This is a genomic window from Alcaligenes sp. EGD-AK7 (assembly GCF_000465875.3).
In the GTDB taxonomy this organism is placed as follows: domain Bacteria; phylum Pseudomonadota; class Gammaproteobacteria; order Burkholderiales; family Burkholderiaceae_B; genus Alcaligenes; species Alcaligenes phenolicus.
Genome location: NZ_AVOG02000023.1, coordinates 118259 through 139310, shown reverse-complemented (window position 1 = coordinate 139310; position 21052 = coordinate 118259). Strand labels below are relative to the sequence as shown.

General features: G+C 68.2%; 25 protein-coding genes. 8 read left to right on the top strand and 17 right to left on the bottom strand.

The genetic code is table 11. The features are described 5' to 3' along the window. Positions 1-2: 2 nt before the first annotated feature. The 11 genes from N879_RS11590 to N879_RS11540 all read right to left on the bottom strand — a co-directional run bounded on the left by N879_RS11590 (position 3) and on the right by N879_RS11540 (position 9025). Entirely contained in the window at positions 3-353 is a 351-nt protein-coding gene (locus N879_RS11590; protein ID WP_009463266.1) for a hypothetical protein, read from the bottom strand. Further along, positions 350-1747, bottom strand: a complete 1398-nt coding sequence (locus N879_RS11585) for an integrating conjugative element protein (RefSeq protein ID WP_031232745.1) — start codon at positions 1745-1747, stop codon at positions 350-352. Before N879_RS11585 ends, N879_RS11590 begins: the two co-directional genes overlap by 4 nt. A gap of 11 nt (positions 1748-1758) precedes the next feature. Beyond that, entirely contained in the window at positions 1759-2709 is a 951-nt protein-coding gene (locus N879_RS11580) for a TIGR03756 family integrating conjugative element protein (RefSeq protein WP_009463270.1), read from the bottom strand. Next, positions 2706-3143, bottom strand: a complete 438-nt coding sequence (locus tag N879_RS11575; protein ID WP_009463272.1) for a TIGR03757 family integrating conjugative element protein — start codon at positions 3141-3143, stop codon at positions 2706-2708. The genes N879_RS11580 and N879_RS11575 overlap by 4 nt, the downstream gene beginning before the upstream one ends. 204 nt (positions 3144-3347) lie before the next feature. Then, positions 3348-3941 (bottom strand): AAA family ATPase, encoded by a 594-nt coding sequence (locus N879_RS11570; RefSeq protein WP_021447011.1) that lies wholly within the window; start codon positions 3939-3941, stop codon positions 3348-3350. Beyond that, positions 3938-5149, bottom strand: coding sequence for an MFS transporter (locus tag N879_RS11565; protein ID WP_009463274.1), 1212 nt, complete (start codon positions 5147-5149; stop codon positions 3938-3940). The genes N879_RS11570 and N879_RS11565 overlap by 4 nt, the downstream gene beginning before the upstream one ends. A gap of 44 nt (positions 5150-5193) precedes the next feature. Beyond that, positions 5194-6570: a CoA transferase gene (locus N879_RS11560; protein WP_021447009.1), complete on the bottom strand. Its 1377-nt coding sequence runs from the start codon at positions 6568-6570 to the stop codon at positions 5194-5196. 214 nt (positions 6571-6784) lie between these two features. Continuing rightward, positions 6785-7543, bottom strand: a complete 759-nt coding sequence (locus N879_RS11555; RefSeq protein WP_009463276.1) for a sulfite exporter TauE/SafE family protein — start codon at positions 7541-7543, stop codon at positions 6785-6787. Positions 7544-7555: 12 nt separating this feature from the next. After that, the gene (locus tag N879_RS11550; protein ID WP_009463278.1) at positions 7556-8191 is read right to left on the bottom strand and encodes a LysE family translocator; all 636 of its coding nucleotides are present in this window, start codon (positions 8189-8191) and stop codon (positions 7556-7558) included. A gap of 13 nt (positions 8192-8204) precedes the next feature. Then, on the bottom strand, positions 8205-8417 hold the full coding sequence (locus tag N879_RS11545; protein ID WP_009463280.1) for a DUF1737 domain-containing protein: 213 nt from the start codon (positions 8415-8417) through the stop codon (positions 8205-8207). Further along, positions 8414-9025: an RBBP9/YdeN family alpha/beta hydrolase gene (locus N879_RS11540; protein WP_009463282.1), complete on the bottom strand. Its 612-nt coding sequence runs from the start codon at positions 9023-9025 to the stop codon at positions 8414-8416. Before N879_RS11540 ends, N879_RS11545 begins: the two co-directional genes overlap by 4 nt. Before the next feature lie 120 nt (positions 9026-9145). Between N879_RS11540 and N879_RS11535 the strand changes: the two genes are divergently transcribed. Both N879_RS11535 and N879_RS11530 read left to right on the top strand, forming a co-directional pair. Beyond that, the gene (locus N879_RS11535; RefSeq protein ID WP_009463284.1) at positions 9146-9871 is read left to right on the top strand and encodes a LysE family translocator; all 726 of its coding nucleotides are present in this window, start codon (positions 9146-9148) and stop codon (positions 9869-9871) included. 61 nt (positions 9872-9932) lie between these two features. Next, complete coding sequence (locus tag N879_RS11530; RefSeq protein WP_009463286.1) at positions 9933-10820, top strand: PhzF family phenazine biosynthesis protein; 888 nt, start codon at positions 9933-9935, stop codon at positions 10818-10820. Positions 10821-10923: 103 nt separating this feature from the next. Here N879_RS11530 and N879_RS11525 read toward each other — a convergent pair whose 3' ends face one another. The 5 genes from N879_RS11525 to N879_RS11505 are packed head-to-tail and all read right to left on the bottom strand — an operon-like array spanning position 10924 to position 14497. Then, positions 10924-11832, bottom strand: coding sequence for a LysR family transcriptional regulator (locus N879_RS11525; protein ID WP_009463288.1), 909 nt, complete (start codon positions 11830-11832; stop codon positions 10924-10926). Between the two features lie 37 nt (positions 11833-11869). Beyond that, entirely contained in the window at positions 11870-12145 is a 276-nt protein-coding gene (locus tag N879_RS11520; RefSeq protein WP_009463290.1) for a hypothetical protein, read from the bottom strand. Then, complete coding sequence (locus N879_RS11515) at positions 12142-12984, bottom strand: PfkB family carbohydrate kinase (RefSeq protein ID WP_021447006.1); 843 nt, start codon at positions 12982-12984, stop codon at positions 12142-12144. Before N879_RS11515 ends, N879_RS11520 begins: the two co-directional genes overlap by 4 nt. Continuing rightward, positions 12981-13697 (bottom strand): glutamine amidotransferase, encoded by a 717-nt coding sequence (locus N879_RS11510; RefSeq protein WP_009463296.1) that lies wholly within the window; start codon positions 13695-13697, stop codon positions 12981-12983. Before N879_RS11510 ends, N879_RS11515 begins: the two co-directional genes overlap by 4 nt. After that, positions 13694-14497, bottom strand: coding sequence for a YggS family pyridoxal phosphate-dependent enzyme (locus N879_RS11505; RefSeq protein WP_039942627.1), 804 nt, complete (start codon positions 14495-14497; stop codon positions 13694-13696). Before N879_RS11505 ends, N879_RS11510 begins: the two co-directional genes overlap by 4 nt. A 70-nt stretch (positions 14498-14567) precedes the next feature. On the opposite strand from N879_RS11505, the gene ptsJ reads away from it, so the two are divergent. Then, positions 14568-15869 carry a MocR-like B6 salvage transcription factor PtsJ gene (gene ptsJ, locus N879_RS11500; RefSeq protein WP_009463300.1) on the top strand — a complete coding sequence of 434 codons (1302 nt, stop codon included), beginning with the start codon at positions 14568-14570 and terminating at the stop codon, positions 15867-15869. A 65-nt stretch (positions 15870-15934) separates the two neighbouring features. On the opposite strand, the gene ilvE is transcribed toward ptsJ, so the two are convergent. Next, positions 15935-16912, bottom strand: a complete 978-nt coding sequence (gene ilvE / locus N879_RS11495) for a branched-chain-amino-acid transaminase (RefSeq protein WP_009463302.1) — start codon at positions 16910-16912, stop codon at positions 15935-15937. Between the two features lie 181 nt (positions 16913-17093). On the opposite strand from ilvE, the gene N879_RS11490 reads away from it, so the two are divergent. From N879_RS11490 to N879_RS11470, 5 genes are read left to right on the top strand one after another with little or no spacing between them, the layout of a single operon-like run. After that, positions 17094-18110, top strand: coding sequence for a LysR substrate-binding domain-containing protein (locus tag N879_RS11490; protein ID WP_009463304.1), 1017 nt, complete (start codon positions 17094-17096; stop codon positions 18108-18110). 42 nt (positions 18111-18152) lie between these two features. Then, positions 18153-19019, top strand: coding sequence for a DMT family transporter (locus tag N879_RS11485; RefSeq protein ID WP_021447005.1), 867 nt, complete (start codon positions 18153-18155; stop codon positions 19017-19019). 30 nt (positions 19020-19049) lie between these two features. After that, positions 19050-19964, top strand: a complete 915-nt coding sequence (locus N879_RS11480; protein WP_021447004.1) for a LysR substrate-binding domain-containing protein — start codon at positions 19050-19052, stop codon at positions 19962-19964. 5 nt (positions 19965-19969) lie between these two features. Next, positions 19970-20473, top strand: a complete 504-nt coding sequence (locus tag N879_RS20435) for a GNAT family N-acetyltransferase (protein ID WP_200914602.1) — start codon at positions 19970-19972, stop codon at positions 20471-20473. Between the two features lie 4 nt (positions 20474-20477). Then, the gene (locus N879_RS11470) at positions 20478-21047 is read left to right on the top strand and encodes a peroxiredoxin (RefSeq protein ID WP_009463313.1); all 570 of its coding nucleotides are present in this window, start codon (positions 20478-20480) and stop codon (positions 21045-21047) included. The last annotated feature ends 5 nt before the right edge of the window (positions 21048-21052 follow it).

The following is a 21052-nucleotide window of genomic DNA, read 5'->3' as shown; positions in this document are numbered from 1 at the left end:
CGCTACCGTGCCTGCGTCAGCAGGCTGGCTTCCAGCACGATCACGGCGACGATGGCCGCAACCTCCGCGCGCAGCAGCCGCTGCCCGGCGGCGCCCTCCGGTTCCCGCGCGCGCAGGCGACGGCGCATCCAGAGCCAACCCCAGGCGGTGGCGGCGTACAGCAATAGCCGCCAGGCCAGGAAGGCCCCGGATTGCGCCGCCATCCAGCGCTGCCAGCCCTCGATGCCGCCCGCAATGCGGATGCCGACCACATTGACGGCGGTCGCGGCGATCAGCAGCGACACCGCCCACACCAGCACCAGGATGGCACGCCGGCTGGACAGCCAGCGCAGGCACCGCCCCACGGTATTCATGGATGGCTTCCGCCAGACGGCGGCCGCTGCAGTTCATCGACCCGATTGCGCACCGGGTCACCCTCGTAGATGCCACGCGCACCGGCGGCGCGGGTGCTGTGGCGCTGGATGATCGCCATCGGCGAGTTGCTGGCCAGTTCGCGGCGCAGTTCCAGCTCTGCCTTCAGGTTGTGAATCTCACGATCGAGGATGTCGCTTTCGTGGGTGACGGCCTTCTGGGCCAGTTCGTTGGCGACCACGTTGGGCTCCTTGCGCCCGGTCAGCAGCGTGCGTTGCAGCAGCAGCGCCTTCTCCAGCACGCTGGCCAGCGCAACCTCCGAGGCCAGGCGCCGAGCCAGGATGTCCTGGTCTGTCTCGTCGCGCAGCGCCTCGATCACGCCACGGGTGATGGGCAGCGACGCGCTACTCGCAGCCTGCAGGTTCTGCGCCGTGGTCGGACGGCTGCCAGCGACCAGCTCCTGCAGGGCCTGCAGCTTGTCCTCGTATTCCTCCTGAATCAGCGGGGTCAGGCCAACGCCCGGCGTGGTGACGGTCTTGGTGCATGCATCGCAGGTGCGCTGTTCCTGCTCGCCCAGCACGCGAATGGCCCAGGCTGCGGCGGCATCGGGCGAACTCCAGGTCTGGCATGCCAGGTTGCCGCTGCAACTGGCTTGCGGAATCGAACTGGCATCGCCGACGCCACGGCCATTGAGCAGGTTGTAGCCGGCGCGGGTCACGTCGCCGACCACACGCACCGGACGTTGGCCCGCGCCGCCAGCGTTGTCTCCGCCGACCCACGGCACGCCATTGTTGCCACGGTTCGCCTCGGCGTCGTCGATCGCTGAGACCGCATCGGTGCTCGCGACGGCCTGCTTCAGCGCCATGCCTTCGGCGAGCTGGTCCCAGCCGAGCTGCCCACCCGCCATGTCGGCCATGCGATTGGCGATGGCACGGCAGGTCAGCTTGCTGCGATCGAAATCCAGCCTGGCTTGCAGCACCCCATTGGTCAACAGGTTGTACAGCCCTGGATCGGCGCGCTGGATGATCAAGGCGGGCAGCGACGCCACGGCAGCGGTGGCGTTCTGGATCACCGAGGACATGATGGCCTGGAAGCCATTGGTGATGCCGTTCAACTGGTTCTGCAGCGTGGTGGTGATGCTCATGTCGCCACAGATCAGGTTGCTGTTCCAGCCGACGCCAACGCCGATGGAGTGCATGTTGGCCGCACCGCTCATGGACACCGCGCGGCCGCCCCCAATGCTGTAGAGCACGTCGTCGCCTATCACGCTGCCTTGATGCTGGACGCCGTACTCGTTGACGCTGGTCTGCGCCCCGGCGCTGGAGTAGCACAACGCTGCGACAACGGCCAATGCGACGTACAGAAATCGACGGGCGCTCGGAAATGAAGTCGTCATGGCATCGGGTCTCACAGGAAATCGACGCTGCCGAGGAACACCTGGCCGCGGCGCTGGCAGCAGCTATAAGGACGCCACAATGCCCAGGCGTAGTCGCCTTGCCGGGCCTGCACCTTGGCATTGCCGTGGGGGAATACCGCGCAACTGCTGGACAGCGTGGGGGTCAGCTCCTGCCACTTGCCCGTGGCTGCATCGGTTTCCATCAGGGCGCCGGCCGGCCAGTAGCCATCGCGCGAACTGGCGAGCAGCGGTTGGTAGACGTGGATCTGGTTGCGGCGCGTCACGATGTCACCCGCGCGCTGGGCGACCACGGCTGCGGCCTTGTGGTCATCCACCTGGTGCAGGAAGCCGCCACGCGGATAGACGTTGCCCCAGAGATTCATGGCCGTGCGCGTGCCGATCTCGCGCCGGCCGGGAATCAGTGCTTCCGGATACAGCGCCTCGGGGATGTTGTAGCGCCATGCCAGCGTGTCGAGCGTGCTCAGCAGATAGGGCATGAAGGCGGTGCCTGCGCCCTCGCAGGTGTAGCCGGACGCGCTGGCGAACTGGCTGAACAAATGGCCACCGGGATGGCCGATGACGTCGGCGTTCTTGAACTTCGCCAGGTTGTTCTCGTGATCCTCGTTGGTGGTGCCGTCGCCGCCGGCCTTCGCGGTCGGGTTCGGCAGGCTCATCGCCCGCACCTCGACCCAAGGGTTCTCGCCGGTGTTCGAGTAGCTCGACACCACGGCATCCGGGATGTAGTGGCGCACCTTGACCGAGGTGCGCACGGTGCATCCGGTCCAGGTGCAATAGAGCCAGTAGCAGATGCCGGTGACGCGGTACTCCAGGCAATCCGGCGACAGGGTGGAGGCCACGATGGTGGCCGTGTTCAGTGCGAAGGACGATGCGGAACACCCCAGCAGCAGCGCCGCGATGGCCAACCGCTGGCACCGGGATGGCGCGAACGGACGCCTCGTCATGGCTGCGTCCTCCGGTATTGGTCGATGCGGGAAACCGCACGGGCCACGTCCGTCTCGCCATAGACCACGTATCGGCGATCCACCACGATGGCCGGAATCTTGGTGACGCCAAGGCTCCAGGCGTCGGCAATGCCCTGGTAGGCGGTGCCGATCCTTCGCTGCAGGTCTGTACCGCCCAGCTTCAGGCGTTGCTGGACGATGGCGCTGGCGCGCTCAGGATCGGTGGGCAGGTTGTCGGCCAGCTCCGCTTCGAGCACCGCGGCCGCGTCCAAGATGAGGTGTCGGTCAGCCTGGCCAAGGACCGGATGATGCGAGTCGGTAACGACCCATACTTCCGCCGCGGCGGCGCGGGTGGCCAATGCCAGGATGGCAATGCCCGAAGCAAACCATGCTGAGCGAGCGCGAGCGGCATGAGGAACAGCGCAAGAGTCCATGAGACAACACCGGAGGGAAGCCAATCCGGTGACAGTCGAACCGAAATCCGGCTTCGACACGACAAACAATCCGGAGACCGCGCCGCCCCGTTTTCGCCATCCCTGTCATCGCGTGATCACCCCAAACGGTGCCTGCGAGTGCGCCTGCGACAAGGACGTGTTCGGATCGACAGCCAAGACGGCCGCCGCACGTTCGTCTCGCCTTCAGCAGCGATGAATCGCCTGGAGAACGAAGTCGGCCCGCTCGGCCACACTGGCGCGCGGAAGCAACCTGACTTCGTAGCCGAGTGCTCGGTAGGTTGCATCCAGGTGGGCGTACTCCTCCTCCGCGTCGGGAAAGCCGTGCCGCCGCGCCTCGTCGGCGCAATAGATGTCCGGCCAGGGCGGTGCGAGGAACACGAGCCGCCCATAAGGGCGGGATTCGCCCAGGCTTTGCGCCAACGGTACGCCGCAGAGTCGTTGAAGCGCTGCAGCGGCGTCGATCAGCCCTCGGTCGAAGAAAACCGGACCAGCGTCCCGTGCCGCGCCTTCGAGATCCATGGCGGCGACGCTCAGCGCCTCGCGCAGAAAGGCCGCCATGTCGGTCCATGGCAGGGCGTTGCCGCCCTGTCGAATCTGCTCGGCGATGATCCTCCGCCCGGGTTCGGCGACGGTCGCATGACCACGCCGCCGCAGTTCCCCGAGCAGGGTCGACTTGCCGCCGCCGGAGCACCCCGATATGACCACCTGAGGTGGCATCGGCGTCATGTCAGGGTTTGCTTCGACAAGCAGACGGTTTGTCAATTCATTTGTCATCATTGGTTTAGCCGAAGAGACAGGCCCCACGCAATGGTGGTGCTGAGCATGCCAAAGGCGCAGACCCCGGCCCATCCATGCGCGGTGAAGGCCCCCCCGCCTGCAGCAGCGCCGAAGGCCCCGCCAAGCAGCATCGTGCCCATGAACACGGTGTTCAGCCGGCTGCGTGCACCCGCATCCAATGCATAGACCATGGTCTGGTTCGCCACCTGGGCCGACTGCACGGCCACTTCGAGCAAGAAGATGCCGAGGACGAGTGCGGGGATCGATGAGCCCCCCAGGTACAGCACGGCAAATGCCATGGCGGTGCCCACTGCGCCGGCACGAACGACTGCGCCGTGTCCGCGCCGGTCGGCAAAACGGCCAGCCGCCGGTGCAGCCAACGCGCCGCACACGCCAACCAGCGCGAACAGGCCGGCGGATACCGCGCCGAGCTGCAGTGGCGGCCGCTCCAGCCAGAGCGCGAACGTTGCCCAGAAGCCGATCATGCTGGCAAACAGCAGGAACTGGACTGCCACAGCCTGGCGCAAGGAAGCGTGCTTGCGCACCAAATGCCACATCGACAGCAGCAATCGTCCATAGCCGAGATCGGAGGACGGCGGCACCACCGGCAGCGTCCATGCCAGCCGAAAGCCCAGTACCAGCATCAGTGCCGCAGAAAAACCGAAGACGGACCGCCAGCCCCAAAGCTCGGTCATCCAGCCGCTCACCACACGGGCCAGCAGGATGCCGATCAGGATGCCGCCCGTCACCACGCCGAGCACCTGCCCCTTGCGGTGGGAGGGCGCCAAGTGGATGGCCAAGGGAACCAGTTGCTGCGCCACGGTGGCGCACAAGCCCACGGCGAGGCTCGCCAGTGCTAATTGAACGAAGCCGGAGGACGCGGCTGCCAGCACCAGGGAGAGCACCAGCGCAGCCAGCGTTCGCAGGATGAGTGACTTGCGCTCCAGGCGGTCACCCAGTGGTGCCAGGAACAGCACGCCCAGGGCATTGCCCGCCTGGGTGAGCACGGGCAGCCAGGTCACGGTCCCCGCAGAGAGCACGAACTCCCGGCTCAGTTCGCCGAGAAGCGGCTGGTTGTAGTAGCTGTTGGCCACGGATGCGCCCGCCGCCAGGGCAATGGTCCACAGCAGATGGGAGGGCAAGGCTGACGTGGCAGGCATCGGTGCGCCACGCGATGCATCGCCCGGGTGACCTGGGATATTGCTCATTCAAGGTGTCCGGCCGTATCAACTCTCGGCTTGCGGACAAGCTCTCACCAGTTCGGACGATCCGTTCCCGGCGGCACTGACGGTCGCGCATAGCCGGCCGGTGTTCGCGCCAGTTGCGCGCTGGGGCGCACGGCGCGCAGCAGGCCGAAGCCGGAGACTTCGTCGGCGAGCCAGGGGCTGAGGTCCGGCCTGCCGGCCCGCAGGCCCTCTTCGATGCGCCCCAGACCGCGCAGCCAGTGCCCGGTCTGCGCCAGCGACACCTGCACGTGCCAGCTTCCCCCTTCGCGCGACTGTCGCCACAGCGCGGCGGCAGCGCCGAAAGCCATCAGGAAGCCGCTGGCCTGGTCGAGGATCTGCATCGGCAGCGCGCGCGGCTTGCCGTCGCCCGCCGCTTCGCCCTCGGCGCGGTTGAAGCCCATTGCCGTCTGCACCAGCGAATCGAAACCGCGCCGGTCGGCCCAGGGCCCTTGCGCGCCGTAGGCAGTCAGCGACACGGCGACGATGCCGGGCCGGCGCGCGGCCAGGGCCTCGGGCGAGAAGCCGAGCGCGGCCAGGCCGCCAGGCCGGTACCCCTGCGAGAACACGTGGGCGTCTTCCACGAGCCGCCACAGCGCTTCGCGCCCGGCCTCGCTGCGCAGGTCGATGTGCGCCGAGCGCTTGCCGCGGCTGGTTTCGGCAATAGCGGCGATGTTGGGCAGGTTCGGTGAGTTGACCAGCATCACGTCCGCGCCGAACGACGCCATCGCCCGCCCACCGACGGGGCCGGCCAGGATGCGCGTGAGGTCGAGCACGCGCAGGCCGGCGAGCGGCCGCTCATCGGCCGCCAGGGGCGGCAGTGCGCGCGGTGGCGCATCGGCGATTCGGGTGATGGTCATCAAGGGTTGCGAGGCCACCGCCTGACCCTGGGGCGTGGCATCCCACTCGGCGAAGCTGCGCAACGCCGTGGCCACCAATGCGTGGTCGGCAGCGGCCTGCTCGAAGTCCAGCGCCTTCCAACCCAACAGGGCCTGCTCGGCGTCGGCGCGCGTGGCCGTTGCCGGGTCCAGGCCCAGCAGGCGCAGCGCGCCATCGCGGTGGTGCGGGAAGTTGGTGTGGACACGCACGTAGCCATCGGCGCAGCGGTACAGGCCGGCGAACGGGTCCCACAGCTCGGGCTCCTGGCCGTCGAGCGTGAACCAGCCGGTGCATTCGGCGGCGGCGTGGGCCATGTCCACGGCGACACGCTGGCGCGGAGCACCCCGCTCATGGCCCAGTTCGCAGGCGGCGAGCGCAGCCGCGGCAATGCTGGTCTGCGCGGCGGTGCCGACGGCGAAGGACGAGGGAAACACCGGGTCGCTGCCCGTCAGCGCGATCCCGGCCAGCGCCTGCGGCGGCAGCCCGCCCAGCGACCAGAGCGCGGTCAGTGCATCAAGTGGATTCATCGAATGGACTCCTCACAGAAAGTTCGCCAACTGAATCGACACAGCGCCTCGTTGGTCGAGCCGGATTGGCAGATCCAGGCGGGTGGCAGGGTCGGTGCCACGTTGTCCGCAAACGCAGCAGAGCGCGGAAAGCAGCATCGCCCGCCATTGGCGATGCCGGGGAGCGCCGTGCTGGCACAGGCATGGGCGTCGCACGCCCGCTGCAAGCGATCCATCATGCACCCGTCTCCAGCCCGAAGTACGCAGAGAGCGCCAGGCCGGTCGCCACGATCGTCCAACGCAGCGCCAGCGGCGGAATCCAGCGCGCCAACCGCGCGCCGGCATAGCCCCCCAAGATCGCGCCCAGCAGGACCGCACTGCCTTGCGCCCAGGCGATGGACCCGGTGGCGACGAAGAGCATCACCGCGGCACTGGTCACAACGGTAGCCATCGCATTCTTGACGGCGTTGGCCTCCTGGACATCGCGCACACCCAGCAAGGTCAGGATCGCCATCAGCATGATGCCCAGGCCGGCGCCGAAGTAGCCGCCATAGAGTGCGGTCAGAAACTCCGCCCCCGCAGCCGCCAGGTGTGGCACCTGACCGCGAGCATGCCGCTCGATGGCCTGGCGCAGCCAGGGTCCCAGGGCGAACAGCACTGTCGCGACGAGGATCAGCCACGGCACCAAACGGCTGAACTGTGCATCTCCGGTGAACACCAACAGTGTGGCGCCCACCAGCGAACCGGCACCGACCACGGGCAGGCTGCGCCGCAAAGCGGCGCGGTGGCGCCCGAGTTCGCTGCGATAGCCGAGCAGGCTGCTCGCATGCCCCGGCCAGATCGACACCGCGCTGGTGGCGTTGGCCACCACGGGTGGTACGCCGGCAGCCAGCAGCGCGGGAAAGGTGAAGAATGTGCCGCCGCCGGCCACCGCATTGCAGATGCCGCCGATCATGCCGGCACCGGCCAGCAGCAGGAAGGTTCCGATGTCCATGCCGCTCGCACCTCAGCTCGTCGGCCTGGACAGGGCCAGACGCAGGCCAAACCCCATCAGCGCCAGGCCGGTGAGCGCATCGAGCGAGCGCATCACCGTGGGCCGGCGCAGCCAGCGTGCCAGGGGCCGCGTGGCCAGCACCAGTGCGGCGAACCAGAGCAGTCCCATCGCGGCGTGGATGCCGGCCAACAGCACGCTGAACCCGACCACCGGCACGTCGGCGGGAACGAACTGTGGCAGGAGGCTCACGTAGAACACCCCGACCTTGGGATTGAGCAGATTCGTCAGCAGACCGCGCAGGAACCAGCGCTCCCCACGCACGAGCGGCGGATCGTCTGCGGGCAGCGTCGGGAGGCTCTTGAGCGCGCCAGAGATCAGCTTCCAGCCGAGCCAGAGCAGATAGGCCGCGCCCGCGATCTGCAGCAGGGTGTAGGCGAGTCGGGAGACCGCGAGCACCGCGCCGAGCCCGAGGGCCGCGATCAGCCCCCAGATCAGCACGCCGGTCACGATGCCGCCGCCCGCCCTCATCGCCTTGCGCCCCCCTTCCACAGCCGCCGTGCGAAGTACCAGCGCCGTGTCCAGGCCGGGGGTCAAGGTGAGCAGCAGCGCCGTCAGCGTGAAGCCCAGGATCGCGGTCGATACATCCATTGGGGGATCTCCGTCAGAGCACAGACAAGTCCAGTGACTCGCTGTACGTCGTCGATTCGATGGTCTTGACGATGGCCTGGCCGCAGATCACTGCGCCACGCGCCGCGTCGTAGGTCAGGCTCGGCGCGCCGTACAGCGCCCAGCCGCTGTTCAGGGCCGCCGTGACGCGGTGGCAGAACGCAGCGTCGTCGATGCCGGTCAGGTAGCGATACGCGAGCATGCTCATGGTCCCGGTCGATTCGATGCCGGCATCTGGACGCGCAGCCCCGCTCCGAATGCCTGCAGCAGATGCCAGCCGGTGTCCCAGTCGCCCAAGCCGCTGGCTGCATTGATATGCCCGAGGGCGCCGACTTCCACGCATCCCGCAGCCCAACCCATGGCCATGTGCCGGGCGTGCTGCAGCGAGCCATAGGGGTCGTCGCTGCTGGCGACCACCAGCGCGGGAAACGGCAGGGGTTCGGTCGGTGGCGGGCCGAACTCGCTCGCCTCGCCCGGAAATGCCGGTGCGCCGGGGTCAGGGACGGCAACGAGGAAGGCGCCCCGGACCTGGGCGATCCGATGCTGGATGTCTTCCCCGATTCCCGGCCGCGATGCCCAGTGCGCGACGAGCAGGCACGAAAGGCTGTGTGCGACCAGGACGACGGGCGCGCCGCACTCGTCGATGGCCGCATCGAGTGCCTGCAGCCAGTCGGCCAGGTCCGGCCTGTCCCAGTCGGCAGGCTGGAATCGCCGGCCATGCTCCTGGCGCGACGCCCAGCGCGTCTGCCAATGCTCCGGCCCGGAATTGCCGATACCGGGAAGCATCAAGAGGCGAACGGTCTGAAGGTGGCTCATGGTGGCGTGCGCGGATATCCGGAGTGACGTTGTCTGGCTGGAAACCTTAAGACCGATGCGTCGAATTGCCGAGTGAGAAGGTCTCAGCAAACGTCGAGAAAAGCTCAATGGTCAGCTCGAATGGCCTTGGCTATCGTCGAAGTGCACTTCCTTCACAACCGACGAAGAAGCTCCCCCGAGTTCGCCATGCCCGATATCCCGCTCCTGATTTCCTACGTCCTGGCGGCCTGGCTGTCCATCCTTACGCCCGGCCCGGCCATCCTGCTGGCGATGCGCAATGGCGCTCGCCAGGGCGTGGTCGCGAGCCTGTGGTCGACGCTGGGCAACATGTTGGGGTTGCTCGTGGTTTCCGCGGCGGCCGCGTGGGGCGTCGGCCTGTTCCTGCTTGCCTCCGCCCACGCGATGACCGCACTGCGGCTGGCCGGCGCCGCCTACCTGGCGTACCTCGGTCTTCGCCTGCTTGTGCAGGGCAGACACACACGGCTGCCGGACGCCGGTGCCCATGACGCAGGGCCGGTGCAGGCCTTCGCGCTGGCAAAGGAAGGATTCCTGGTGGCGACATCCAATCCGAAGTCGATCCTCTTCTTCACCGCCTTCTTCCCCCAGTTCATCCGGGCCGACCAGGCGCTCATCCCTCAGTTCATTGGCCTGACCGCGATCTTCGTGATCCTCAGCGGCGCCACCTTGACCGGCTATGCCGCCATTGCAAGCCGGGTGCAGGGAGCATTGGGCAGTTCCGTCTGGCGCCAGCGCTGCACGCGCTTGGCGGGGATCGGTTTCCTCGGATTCGCCGCATGGATGCTTTTGTGGAGACCGTCGAGCGGCGCCAAGGCCCTGGCCGCGTGATTCGTCCCCGGCCACACGCACGCAACCGAGCACAGGCGGTGCGACCGAACCTGGAGAAGCTATGAACAAGTCCTTCCTGCAAGTCGATGTGTTCACGAGCCAGCCGCTCAGGGGCAACCCGGCTGCCGTCGTGTTCGATGCCGACGATCTCGATGCGCGGACCATGCAGCGGATCGCGCGCGAGATGAACCTGTCCGAGACGGTCTTCGTGCTGGCCCCGGAATCGCCAGACACCGACTATCGTGTGCGCATCTTCACGCCCTCCAGCGAGCTGCCGTTCGCGGGGCATCCCACCATAGCCACTGCGAGTGCTGTGCGTGCGCACCGTGGCGACCTGGCCGATGCAATTCTGCTGCGGCAGGCCTGCGGCATCGGCATCGTGCCTGTCGAAGTCGTTCCGACCGATGGCTCGCCGATCTACTGGATGACCCAGGCCAGCCCGCAGTTCCGCAACACGGCCATCGGTCCTGGGGAAATGTCGGCCCTGCTGGGCTGCGATGCGAACATGCTGGCCGCGATGCCGGTGGAAGTCGTCTCCACCGGCATCCCGTGGCTGATCGCCGAGCTGCGCAGCGTCGCCGCCCTCGCGTCGCTGCGTCCCGACCTGCCTTGCATCGCCGAACGTTGCCGCGCATCGGGTGCCGTCGGCGTGACCGTCTTTGCCGAACACGAGGCCGACGCACCGGTACGCTTGCGCCTGCGCACGTTCGCGCCAGGCGAAGGCGTTGCCGAGGACCCCGTCTGCGGGTCTGGAAACGGGTGTGTCGCGGCATTCCTGGCAAGGCACCGGCACGCATCGGCTGTCCAGGGTGGCTACCTTGCGGAGCAAGGCATCGAGATGGGACGCGATGGCTTGATCCACGTCGAATGGACCCGAAACGACGACGAACTGACGGTGCGCGTCGGTGGGCAGGCCGTGACCGTCGCCAGCGGCACCCTGCATCTGTAGACGCGGCGGCACGTTCAGCTGCTCGGTCGCCCATGGCTTGCCATGGCGCCTGCGCGGCGTCCCCGACGAAGGCCTGCGCCGCGACGAACGCGGTTGCGCAGGGCTAGATCGGATCGACGGCGGGACTGTCGTCGCGCGAGAGCATGGCGCGTTCGATGAAGTGCTGCAGCGGTTCCGAGGGCTCACTGTCCGGCCGCAACAGGTAGGTGGTCATGCATGCCGACGGGTCCGACAGGGGACGCGCAATGATCTCGGGATGACGGCAGACCGAAATCTGCGCAGCCGTGGCGAAACCCAGTCCGTAGCCTGCGGCCACCAGCGTCAGCATCAATTCCAGTGTCGCGACCCGCTCTGCGATCCGTGGCTGGATGGCGGCCGTCCGGAGCAGCCGTTTGATCTGCCGGTACGCGCCCTCGCAGGTTTCCGGGTGGCACTTGATCAGGGGATAGCGCAGCAGTTCATCCAGAGGGACCTGCCTGAAGGCCAGCAAAGGATGGCGCGTCGGAATGGCAACGAGGATGGGATCGGACCAGACCGCCTCGCACAGGATGCCCTCTCCAGCCTCGTCGGACTGCGCAAACCCGGCATCGAAAGTGTCGTCGCGCAACCCGCGCACCTGCGATGCGAGCGGCGTCTCGAACAGGCGGATTTCCACATCGGGCTCCTCCTCCCGGCACAGGGCCAGGAGTGCCGCGAGGCGTGTCTGCGCGATACCGTCCGACAGCGCGAGGCGCAGCATGCCGCGATAGCCCGTGGCGGCGGCCCGGACGTTGGTTCGTGCCTGTTCCAGCGCCGCGAACACGCGGCGGGCATCTTCCAGCAGGACCTGGCCCGCCCAGGTGAGCTGGGTGCCGCGCCGATTGCGTTCGAACAGCGTGGCGCCGAGGTCGGACTCCAGCTCCCGGATGGTGCGCGACAGCGGAGACTGCTCGATATGGAGCCGTACCGCCGCACGCGTGAAGTGCAGTTCCTCGGCCACTGCCACGAAACAGCGCAGGTGTCGCAGCTCCATCGCGCCACCTACGCGTACGTGAGGCCGGGAGCTTGATTCACGCGAGCGGCTCCTCGGGCGCCGTGCCGGACAGCAGCGCCGTGATCGGCAAGGGTTGGAACAAGGGCTCGCGGCCGAGGACCTTCAGGCCGCCAGGACCGCTTTCGAGCAATCGGCGCTCTTCGCGCGCGATGAACAGTTCGGTGCGATAGCCATCGCATTCGGGAAGTCGCTGTAGCAGGTCGCGGATCGCGTCGCCCGCCCAGGGCGTTTCGCTGTCGAACTGGCCCAGCAGCCGGCCATGCCGGGAAATCACGAGGCGGTAGGCATTCATGGCCGGACACTCCCGGCCATAGCGTGGATGGCCATTTCCTCCCAGCCCAGGCGCCGGGTGCGGGTCAGTTGCTCGGCGGTTTCGCCGCAGGCGCGCTCGACGGCCTGAGGCATCTCTATGCCAAGCAGGCAATGGCCGGTCAGGCGCGCGGCGAAGTAGTCGCCGGCCCCTTTCACCACGCAGGGCACGTGGGGATGCTCGAAGAGGCGCGATACCCCCTCTCGCGTCTCCAGCAGCGTCTGGACGACGGCGCTTTCAGGATCATCCTGGACACTGGTCACCACCACCCATTGGGTGGAGCCGCGCAACAGCGCACGGGCAGCCTCGCGGCAATCCGCCAGACCCTGCAGCGTTCTGCCGGTGACCTGTTCCAGCTCGAACCGATTGGGGACGAGGCCGTGGGCTTCTGGAATCAGCAGCGTGCGCCAGGCCTCGGCCATGCCAGCCGCCGCATACACGCCCTGGTCGTAGTCGCCAATGACCGGATCCAGGTGCAGGCGCAGTTGCGGGTGGCGTTCGCGCATCGTCGACCACCAGGATGCGAGGATCCGTGCCTGCGACGGCGCGCCGAGGAAGCCGACCTGCACAACGCGAGCGCACGCGGGGATGCCGCGCGCCTCCAGGTCATCCAACCAGCCAGCGAACCACGCGTCGGGCACCGCACCGCCATGGACCGAGGGATAGTGCGGGGTGTTGCTGAGCAGCGCGGTCGGCACCGCGGTCGTAAGCAGCCCGGAGGCTTCCAACGCGGGAATCGCCGCGTTGTTGCCGACCCGCCCGTAGACCACCTGGGACTGGATGCTGATGACATCGATGGGCACAGGTTGGGTCACCGTCATTCAGGACGCCCCCCCGTGTCCTGCTGCCGGTCCAGCCACGCGCCGATCGTGCGGTGGGCCGCAGCCTTCAGCGTTGCCCCATGCCGCTCGGCATCCGCGCGCAGCGTGCGCGGATCGACGTCGGCCTGGCCCAGCTCGCAGCAATGGCCGACCAGCCAGCGTTCGATTCGGCTGGCATCGGCTTCCAGGTGGAACTGCAGACCCAGCACCCGGTTGCCGACCGCGTAGGCCTGTTGCGCGCAGCTTTCGGTGCTCGCCAGCAGTTCACTGCCCTCAGGCAGCTCGAAGCGGTCGCCGTGCCAATGCAGCACCGGCACGCCGGCCAGCGGTGCCAGCACCGAGCGGCGGCCCGCATCCGTCAGCGTCAGCGCGCCGAAGCCGATCTCCTTGAAGCCCATGGGGGCGACGGCGGCGCCGAGCAGGCGCGCGATCAATTGCGCGCCCAAACAAATGCCGAGCAGCGGCCGGCCGCTGGCCAAGCGCCGTTCGAGCAGACGCAGTTCGTCGGCAAGAAAGGGATAGGCCCGCTCGTCGAAGGCGCCGATCGGCCCGCCCAGTGCAATGAGAAGATCGCTTGCCGCGGCCTCCTCACGGGCCAGGTCGTCGGTCGCGGGGTCGAGGTAACGCACGTCGAATCCACGCTCGCGCAGCAGCGGTTCGAGCGTGCCGAGGTCTTCGAAATGGATGTGGCGCAGGGCCAGGGCGGTCTTCATGCGATCTGCTCCGATGCGGTCGATGTCGCAGCCCGGTCGTCGTCGGGCCAGTAGTGGCTGTCCGGCGTCGCGCGAGCGCCGAAGATGGCCTGACCGACGCGCACGACGGTGGCGCCTTCCTCGATGGCCAGCTCGAAGTCGCCGGACATCCCCATCGACAGTTCGTCCATGCCGACGCCCGCCGGCGCCTCCTGGCGCAGCCGATCACGCAGTTCGCGCAACAGCACGAAGCAGGGACGGACCCGCGCCGGATCGGCCGACAGCAACGCCAGTGTCATCAGGCCTCGCACGCGCAGGGTGGAGAAGCCCGGCAGCGCCCGGACGAAGCCGGCAACCTCGGAAGGCGGCAAGCCGAACTTGCTGGCCTCGCCAGAGGTGTTGACCTGCACGAACACATTCAGCGCGCGCCCTTCGGCTTGCAGGCGGCGGTCCAGCGCCTCCGCCACACGCAGGCTGTCCAGAGCCTGGAACTCGCTGGCGAAGCGTGCCACGACCTTGGCCTTGTTGGTCTGCAGGTGGCCGATGACCGACCAGCGCAGGTCGGCGAGATCCACCATCGCTTCGGCCTTGCGCTGCGCCTCCTGCACCTTGTTCTCACCCAGGTCGCGGCAGCCGGCGGCGTAGGCCAGACGGATGCGCTCCTCCGGCACGGTTTTGCTGACCGGCAGCAGGCGCACATCGGACGGATCGCGTCGCGCGCGGGAGCAGGCATCGGCGATGCGCCGATGCACCGCCGCCAGATTGCGCCGAAAGTCCTCGACGCTGTGTGCGGTGGGCCAGGGATGCGTCTGCGCGTTCATGGACAAGGGGTTCTCCGTGCTGCTAACATTGTCATAGGACAAAATATACATTGTCACGGGACAAACGGGAATGGCAGAAAAGACCGCATCGGACATCTTCGAGCGCATTCGCCGCGAGGCACATGCGGGCCAGCTTGCCGCGGGCCAGACCCTGCCGTCCGTGCGCGAGATGGCCGATCAACTGGGTGTCAACCGCAACACGGTCGCCGCCGCGTACCGGAAGCTGGTGGCCGCTGGCATTGCCGAGACGCTGGGGCGCAACGGAACGGTGATCCGGCCAGCGGCGCGTCTCGGCGAGCAGGAGGGCCTGCAGCCCGGCTCGGCGCTGGCGGATCTGGCCAGCGGCAATCCGGACCCGGCCTGGCTGCCCGATCCATTGCTGGCGCTGGCAGCAAGCGGCTATCGGCCCGCGCTGTATGGCCAGCCTGTACTCGACCCGGCACTCGAACAGCTGGCGCGGCAGTGGTTCGGAGCGGATCTCCGGGAGGGTGACGGTCTGGTGGTGGCGCATGGCGCGGTCGATGCGATCGAGCGTCTGTTGGCTGCCTACCTCGTCGCCGGTGACAAGGTGGCAGTGGAGGACCCGTGCTTCCTCGGCAGCCTCAACATCCTGCACAGCACGGGCCTGGCAGCGGTGCCCGTGGTCATGGATGCGCACGGCATGCGCCCGCAGGCGCTGGAAGCGGCGCTGGCCAATGGCGCCCAGGCGGTGCTGTGCACACCAAGGGCGCAAAACCCCACCGGCTGCGGCCTGAGCGAGCAGCGCGCCCGCGAACTGCGCCGCGTGCTCGCCCGCCATCCGCACGTGTTGGTGATCGAGGATGACCACTTCGCCTTGCTGGCCGAGACGCCGTACTTCTCCATCGCGCCCGCAGCCACCACGCGGCGGGCGCTGGTGCGCTCCGTGTCCAAGGGCTTCGGCCCGGACCTGCGGCTGGCCTTCATCGCTACCGATGCGGGGACCGCCGCAAGGCTCGGCATGCGACTGGCTCCCGGCACGACCTGGGTCAGCCACCTGCTCCAGGCGGCCGTGCGCGGCCTGCTCGGATCCGACGCGGCCACGGCGCGCCTGCATGCGGCCAAGACCGCCTACGCCATGCGTCGCAAGGCCCTGATCGATGCACTCGGCGCCGTGGGCATCGCCGCCAGGCAGCCCTGCGACGGGTTCAATGTGTGGATTCCGTTGCCGGAAGACCGTGACGTTCACCGAACCGCGCAAAGCCTCGCACGCTGCGGCTGGGCCGTGCGAACCGGCGATGCCTTCGCGATAGCGCCCGCGGCCCCCGCGCTGCGAGTCACGGTCTCGACGCTCGAACCCGGGGACGCGGCGCGCTTTGCCGCGCAACTGCGCGACTGTCTGGGGCGTGTATGAAGCCAGTCTGCATGGCATCGTGCCTGTCCTCTCGCGGGTCCGTCTGCGTACCGGTCCATGGCGCGCTACGGCGCCTGCAAGGCGGAGGCGACGCGAGCGGGCCACGGGCGCCGTTCCAACAAGCCGGTCTCCCGTTCCCGCAGCGTCCGGCCGACCTGGCTCGCCTCGGTCACGGACGCGCGAAAGTCCCGGATCAGTTGTCGCGTCACCGGCCCCACGGGCCATTCGGTGGTCGCCGCGTCCTCGACCAGCGCCACCACCGGCTGCAGTTCGACCGAGGTGCCGGCGGTGAATACCTCGGAGGCGGCGCGCAGTTCGTCCAGCGTCACGGTCCGCTCCTCCACCCGCAGCCCGCGCTGGCGCGCCAGTCCCATCACGTGTCGCTTGGTGATGCCGTCGAGGAAGCAGGTCGGCAATGGGGTCACCAGCACCCCGTCATGGACCATCAACAGGTTGGTTGCCGTGGTCTCGGCGACCCGGCCTTCGCTGTCGAGCAGCAGTGCGTCGTCGCAACCCGCCGCTGCGGCGGCATGGCGCGCAAGGGTACCGATCATGTACAGCCCCGAGCACTTGGCCGCGGTGGGCGCGGTGTCGGGACGGGGACGCCGCCAACTCGCCAGCTGCAGCCGGATGCCTTCCTCGGCGCGGCCCTGGGACGCCGCCGTGGGCCAGTCCCAGGCCGCGATCGCCACGTGGATGCGGGCGCGCGGCGAAGCGATGGAAACACTCTCCGCGCCGCGCCAGGCCACCGGGCGGATGTAGGCGTCGTCGAGCTGGTTGGCCCACAGCACCGCCTCGATGGCCTGTGTCAGTTCGCCTTGCGACCACGGCAGGTGGTAGTCCAGCAGCGCGGCGGACTGCTGGAAGCGCTCCAGGTGAGGCGCATTGAGGAAGACATGGCCGCCATAGGCGCGCATGCCCTCGAAGACGGCCCCGCCCATGTGCAGCGCATGCGTGAGCACGTGCAGGCGCGCCTCGCGCCAGGGCAGCAGCTCGCCATCGAGCCAGATCAGGCCATCGCGATCGTCAAGAGAATTGAGCATGGTGCGCACCGCTGTACAGGTTGTCGATGGCGTCAGTGTGCGGCCGGTTCGCCGTCGGCACGAGTGAGCAAATCTCAGACGATGCTGAGTTTTGGTCCACGCGCCGGCGAGCGTGGAGACGACGATTTCCGGTTTAATGAGTCCATGAACGACCAATGACTTCCAGGAGGGTGAATCCCCCATGCGCATCCCTGTCCCGTTGAATGCCTTGCGCGCCTTCGAGGCTGCGGCGCGCCATCTCTCGATCAAGGACGCGGCCCTGGAACTGGCGGTCACGCCCTCGGCGGTCAGCCACCAGTTGCGCACGCTGGAGGACATGCTCGGCGTCGAGCTGCTGCGCCGCATCGGCACGCGGCTGGAACTGACCAGCGCCGGCCGTCGCCTGGCGCCCGGCCTCAACGAGGGCTTCGCCCTGATTGCCGAGGGCGTGGGCAGCTTGCGCGAGGAGCGGCGCGACGGGCCGTTGCGCGTGAACATGCTGCCGACCTTCGCGACTAACTGGCTGTCGCCCCGCCTGAGCCTGTATCCGTTCGAGCGGCGCGGCTTCTCGCTGGACATCTCCACCACGCAGGACGACGTGGATCTGGCCGCCGGCGTGGCCGATGCCGGCATCTGGTATGGCGACGGCCAGTGGGCCGGCCTGCAGGCCGACCTGTTGTTCGAGGCCACCATCGATCTGTACGCGCGCCCGGGCTTTGCCACCGGCTCGCGTCGGGAACGCCTCAAGCAGGTCGCGCGCGCCAACCTGTTCGTGTCGCGGCATTGCCTCACCTGGCAGCGCTGGATGGACAGCCTGCCTGGCGGGCCGTTCGAGCCGGCTGTCGTGACCCGCGTGGATTCGGGCGGCCTGACGATGCAGGCTGCCGCCGATGGGGCTGGCGTGTCGATCGCCGTCTGCGAACTGGCCGAGAGTGCCGTCCGGCTCGGACGCCTGGCCTCGGTCTTCGACCATCCCGTGAGCGCGGGCGTCGGCTTCTGGCTCGTCTATCCCGAGGCGCTGCGCGAGGACAGACGGCTCGACAACCTGCGCGGTTGGCTGCGCGAGCAGGTCGATGAGCAAGCCCGGCACGAAGGGCAAGAACGGACGACGGCCGACACGGGCAGTGCCAAGGACGGGCCCGCGCAAAGCGCCGCGTCGACGGCGGCGAAGCCTCGATCCGCTGCTGCCTGCGCGAGCCCGCTGGCTTCAATGTCCTGACAGGGAGAATGTGGGGTGTCTCGTCGATGGATCGGTTTCGTCATGGTTGTGCTCGCGGCGGTCTGCTGGAGTTCGGCCGGGCTGTTCGTCCGGCTGACGGACCTGGACGCATGGACCATCGTCGGCTGGCGTTCCCTGTTCGCGGGCCTGGCGCTGGCCGCGGTCTTGGCCTTGCGCGGACGCGGCGAACGAGCCGGCACGTTCGGTGCCGCTGGATGGGGGGCCACCCTCCTCGTATCGACGGCGACGGTGGCATACATCGCCGCGCTGACACTGACCACGGTGGCCAACGTCCTGCTGATCTACGCCTGCCTGCCCCTGGTCGCTGCCGGCCTGGCGCGGTTGGTCCTGGGCGAGCCGCTTTCCCCGCGCGTCCTCGCCGCCGGCGCATGCTGTCTGGCGGGCGTGGCGATCGTCGTGGGGGTCCCGACCGGCAGTGGCCATCTCCTTGGCAGCGTGCTTGCCTTGCTGATGACGTCTGCATTCGGTGGACTCCTGATCGTCGTCAAAAGCCATCCCGGGCTGGACATCGTAAAGATCAACACGTTGGGGTGCCTGCTCTGCGCCGTGGCGGCGCTGCCCTTCATGTCGCGGCAGATTCCGGACCCGAAGGCGCTGTCAAGCCTGGCGCTGCTGGGTATCGTCGCCATGGCCCTGGCCTTCCTGCTGTTCCTCGAAGGAGGCCGGCGCATTCCGGCGGGAGAAGCTGGACTGATCAGCCTGCTGGACGTGGTGCTGGGACCGCTCTGGGTGTGGCTGGCCTTCGGCGAGGCGCCCGGGAGCGGGGCTCTGGCCGGGGGCGCGCTGATCATTGCCGCGCTGGCCTGGTACCTGCGGCGCCCCCAGCGGGCCCCGGCCCCGGCGCGGCGGTCAGCCGCCGTCGCCGGATGCGGCGGGACAGAACGATGACGCCGACGCCTTGCGGAAGATGAGGGGCCCATGCGCATCCCCGTGCCACTGAATGCCCTGCGCACCTTCGAAGCCGCCGCTCGCCATCTGTCGATCAAGGACGCGGCCCTGGAACTGGCGGTCACGCCCTCGGCGGTCAGCCACCAGTTGCGCACGCTGGAAGACCTGCTGGGCGTCGAGTTGCTGCGACGTGTCGGTGCCACCGTGGAGCTGACCGACGCCGGCCGCCGCCTGGCCCCGACGCTGAACGCGGGCTTCTGCCACATCGCCGCCTCGGTCCAGGCGCTGCGGGACGAACGGCTGGACGGTCCGCTGCGGCTGCATACGCTGCCGGCGATCGCCATCAACTGGCTGGCGCCGCGGCTGGCCGCCTATCCGTTCGGGACCGCCGAATCCGCGCTCGACATCACCACCGTCCAAGGCCATGCCGATCTCGCGGCGGGCACCGCCGACGTGGGCCTGTGGTTCGGCGAGCCGCCGTGGCCCGGGCTGGCTTCGGAGATGTTGTTTGCCGGCACCCTGGGCGTCTATGCCAGGGCCGGCTCGCTGGCCGCCACCCCCGGGGGACGATTGGCGCAACTGGCGCAGGCGCACCTGTTCGTTTCCCGCTATGGCCTGCACTGGGAGCAATGGCTGCAGACGCTGCCGGCCGGTCCGCAACACCCTGCCCTGATCACCCAGGTCGATTCCTGCGGCCTCGCGCTGCAGGCGGCCAGCGAAGGAACGGGGCTGTGCCTGGTAGTGGCGCAACTCGCCGAGCGCTCGGTGCGGGCAGGCTTGCTGGAACCCTTGTTCGACCATGAGGTCCCGGCCGGTGGGGATTTCCACCTCGTGTATCCACCCGCCCTGGGCGAGGACCGGCGCCTCGACGCCTTGCGCGCCTGGCTGCGCGAACACTGTCCACCGGTGGATGACGCCGACGATCCGAAGGCCTTGACCGCATGACACACATGAATGCCGCACAACCGTGCGATCAGCACGCCCTGTCAGATGAAGGTGTGACGCTTCGACGGCTCGTTGCCCATGACGCCGTTGCGCTTGCCTCCCTGCTGGCCGCCTACGGCGACGAAATGCGCCACGGGCAAGGCGCCGGGGCGAATGCACTGGCCCGGGCCGATGCCTTGATCGCCGATCCGATCGCGGAAGTGCTGGGTGGCTTTCTCGGCGACGAACTCGTCGCGTTCGCGGTGTTCTTCGATCTGCCCGAGGCGATCTCCGGAGGCCGGTCGGGCCAACTCGATGACCTGTACGTCCTGCCCGCAGCGCGCGGGAAACGAGTCGCGCAGCGGCTCATCGCGGCCATCGCCGATACCGGACGATCACGCGCCTGGATCCATCTGCGCTGGCTGGTCCCCGAGGACAACCCCGATGCCATCCGGGCCTACGCGCGCTTCGCCGAACCCGCCGGCTGGAAGAGCTACGTGCTTTGGCTGGCCGGTAACGAGCGGTGGTGAAGCCATGAACAACCTGCAGCAGGTCGATTGGTCGCGTCTTCCGCAGCCGGAGGATGATGGCGGCACCCGCCACCTGACAGGCATGCGCCTGCCCACGCTTGAACTGGCATCGACGGATGGTGGCCGTGTCGATCCTTCGCGCCTGCGCGGGCGCACGGTGCTGTATCTCTTCCCGATGACGGGCCGGCCGGATGTCGCACTGCCTCCAGGCTGGGACGAGATTCCAGGAGCACGGGGCTGCACCCCGCAATCCTGTGCCTTCAGGGATCATTTCGCCGAACTGAAGTCCTTGGGCGTCGCCCAGTTGTTCGGCGTGTCCACGCAGGACACCGCGTACCAATGCGAGGCGGTGGCGCGCCTGCACCTGCCTTTTCCCTTCCTGTCCGACCATCGTCTTTCATTCGCAACCGCGCTCGGTCTGCCGGTCTTCGAGGTGCAAGGCCTGGCGCTGCTCAAGCGGCTGACCCTGATTGCGCGCGATGGCGTGATCGAGCATGTGTTCTATCCGGTGTTCCCGCCGGACCGGAATGCCGACGATGTCATCGAGTGGTTGAGGCAACAGCCAGCCACTTGACCTTG

Bases quoted from the DNA above. Each gene is read 5' to 3' on its own strand.
- N879_RS11470 (WP_009463313.1), top strand. From the start codon at position 20,478: ATGAACAACCTGCAGCAGGTCGATTGGTCGCGTCTTCCGCAGCCGGAG.
- ilvE (WP_009463302.1), bottom strand. From the start codon at position 16,912: ATGCTCAATTCTCTTGACGATCGCGATGGCCTGATCTGGCTCGATGGC.
- N879_RS11530 (WP_009463286.1), top strand. From the start codon at position 9,933: ATGAACAAGTCCTTCCTGCAAGTCGATGTGTTCACGAGCCAGCCGCTC.
- N879_RS11485 (WP_021447005.1), top strand. From the start codon at position 18,153: ATGGTTGTGCTCGCGGCGGTCTGCTGGAGTTCGGCCGGGCTGTTCGTC.
- N879_RS11480 (WP_021447004.1), top strand. From the start codon at position 19,050: ATGCGCATCCCCGTGCCACTGAATGCCCTGCGCACCTTCGAAGCCGCC.
- N879_RS11570 (WP_021447011.1), bottom strand. From the start codon at position 3,941: ATGATGACAAATGAATTGACAAACCGTCTGCTTGTCGAAGCAAACCCT.
- N879_RS20435 (WP_200914602.1), top strand. From the start codon at position 19,970: ATGAATGCCGCACAACCGTGCGATCAGCACGCCCTGTCAGATGAAGGT.
- N879_RS11520 (WP_009463290.1), bottom strand. From the start codon at position 12,145: ATGAATGCCTACCGCCTCGTGATTTCCCGGCATGGCCGGCTGCTGGGC.
- N879_RS11575 (WP_009463272.1), bottom strand. From the start codon at position 3,143: ATGGACTCTTGCGCTGTTCCTCATGCCGCTCGCGCTCGCTCAGCATGG.
- N879_RS11515 (WP_021447006.1), bottom strand. From the start codon at position 12,984: ATGACGGTGACCCAACCTGTGCCCATCGATGTCATCAGCATCCAGTCC.
- N879_RS11565 (WP_009463274.1), bottom strand. From the start codon at position 5,149: ATGAGCAATATCCCAGGTCACCCGGGCGATGCATCGCGTGGCGCACCG.
- N879_RS11505 (WP_039942627.1), bottom strand. From the start codon at position 14,497: ATGAACGCGCAGACGCATCCCTGGCCCACCGCACACAGCGTCGAGGAC.
- N879_RS11550 (WP_009463278.1), bottom strand. From the start codon at position 8,191: ATGGATGTATCGACCGCGATCCTGGGCTTCACGCTGACGGCGCTGCTG.
- ptsJ (WP_009463300.1), top strand. From the start codon at position 14,568: ATGGCAGAAAAGACCGCATCGGACATCTTCGAGCGCATTCGCCGCGAG.
- N879_RS11560 (WP_021447009.1), bottom strand. From the start codon at position 6,570: ATGAATCCACTTGATGCACTGACCGCGCTCTGGTCGCTGGGCGGGCTG.
- N879_RS11555 (WP_009463276.1), bottom strand. From the start codon at position 7,543: ATGGACATCGGAACCTTCCTGCTGCTGGCCGGTGCCGGCATGATCGGC.
- N879_RS11525 (WP_009463288.1), bottom strand. From the start codon at position 11,832: ATGGAGCTGCGACACCTGCGCTGTTTCGTGGCAGTGGCCGAGGAACTG.
- N879_RS11490 (WP_009463304.1), top strand. From the start codon at position 17,094: ATGCGCATCCCTGTCCCGTTGAATGCCTTGCGCGCCTTCGAGGCTGCG.
- N879_RS11545 (WP_009463280.1), bottom strand. From the start codon at position 8,417: ATGAGCATGCTCGCGTATCGCTACCTGACCGGCATCGACGACGCTGCG.
- N879_RS11585 (WP_031232745.1), bottom strand. From the start codon at position 1,747: ATGACGACTTCATTTCCGAGCGCCCGTCGATTTCTGTACGTCGCATTG.
- N879_RS11580 (WP_009463270.1), bottom strand. From the start codon at position 2,709: ATGACGAGGCGTCCGTTCGCGCCATCCCGGTGCCAGCGGTTGGCCATC.
- N879_RS11540 (WP_009463282.1), bottom strand. From the start codon at position 9,025: ATGAGCCACCTTCAGACCGTTCGCCTCTTGATGCTTCCCGGTATCGGC.
- N879_RS11590 (WP_009463266.1), bottom strand. From the start codon at position 353: ATGAATACCGTGGGGCGGTGCCTGCGCTGGCTGTCCAGCCGGCGTGCC.
- N879_RS11535 (WP_009463284.1), top strand. From the start codon at position 9,146: ATGGCCTTGGCTATCGTCGAAGTGCACTTCCTTCACAACCGACGAAGA.
- N879_RS11510 (WP_009463296.1), bottom strand. From the start codon at position 13,697: ATGAAGACCGCCCTGGCCCTGCGCCACATCCATTTCGAAGACCTCGGC.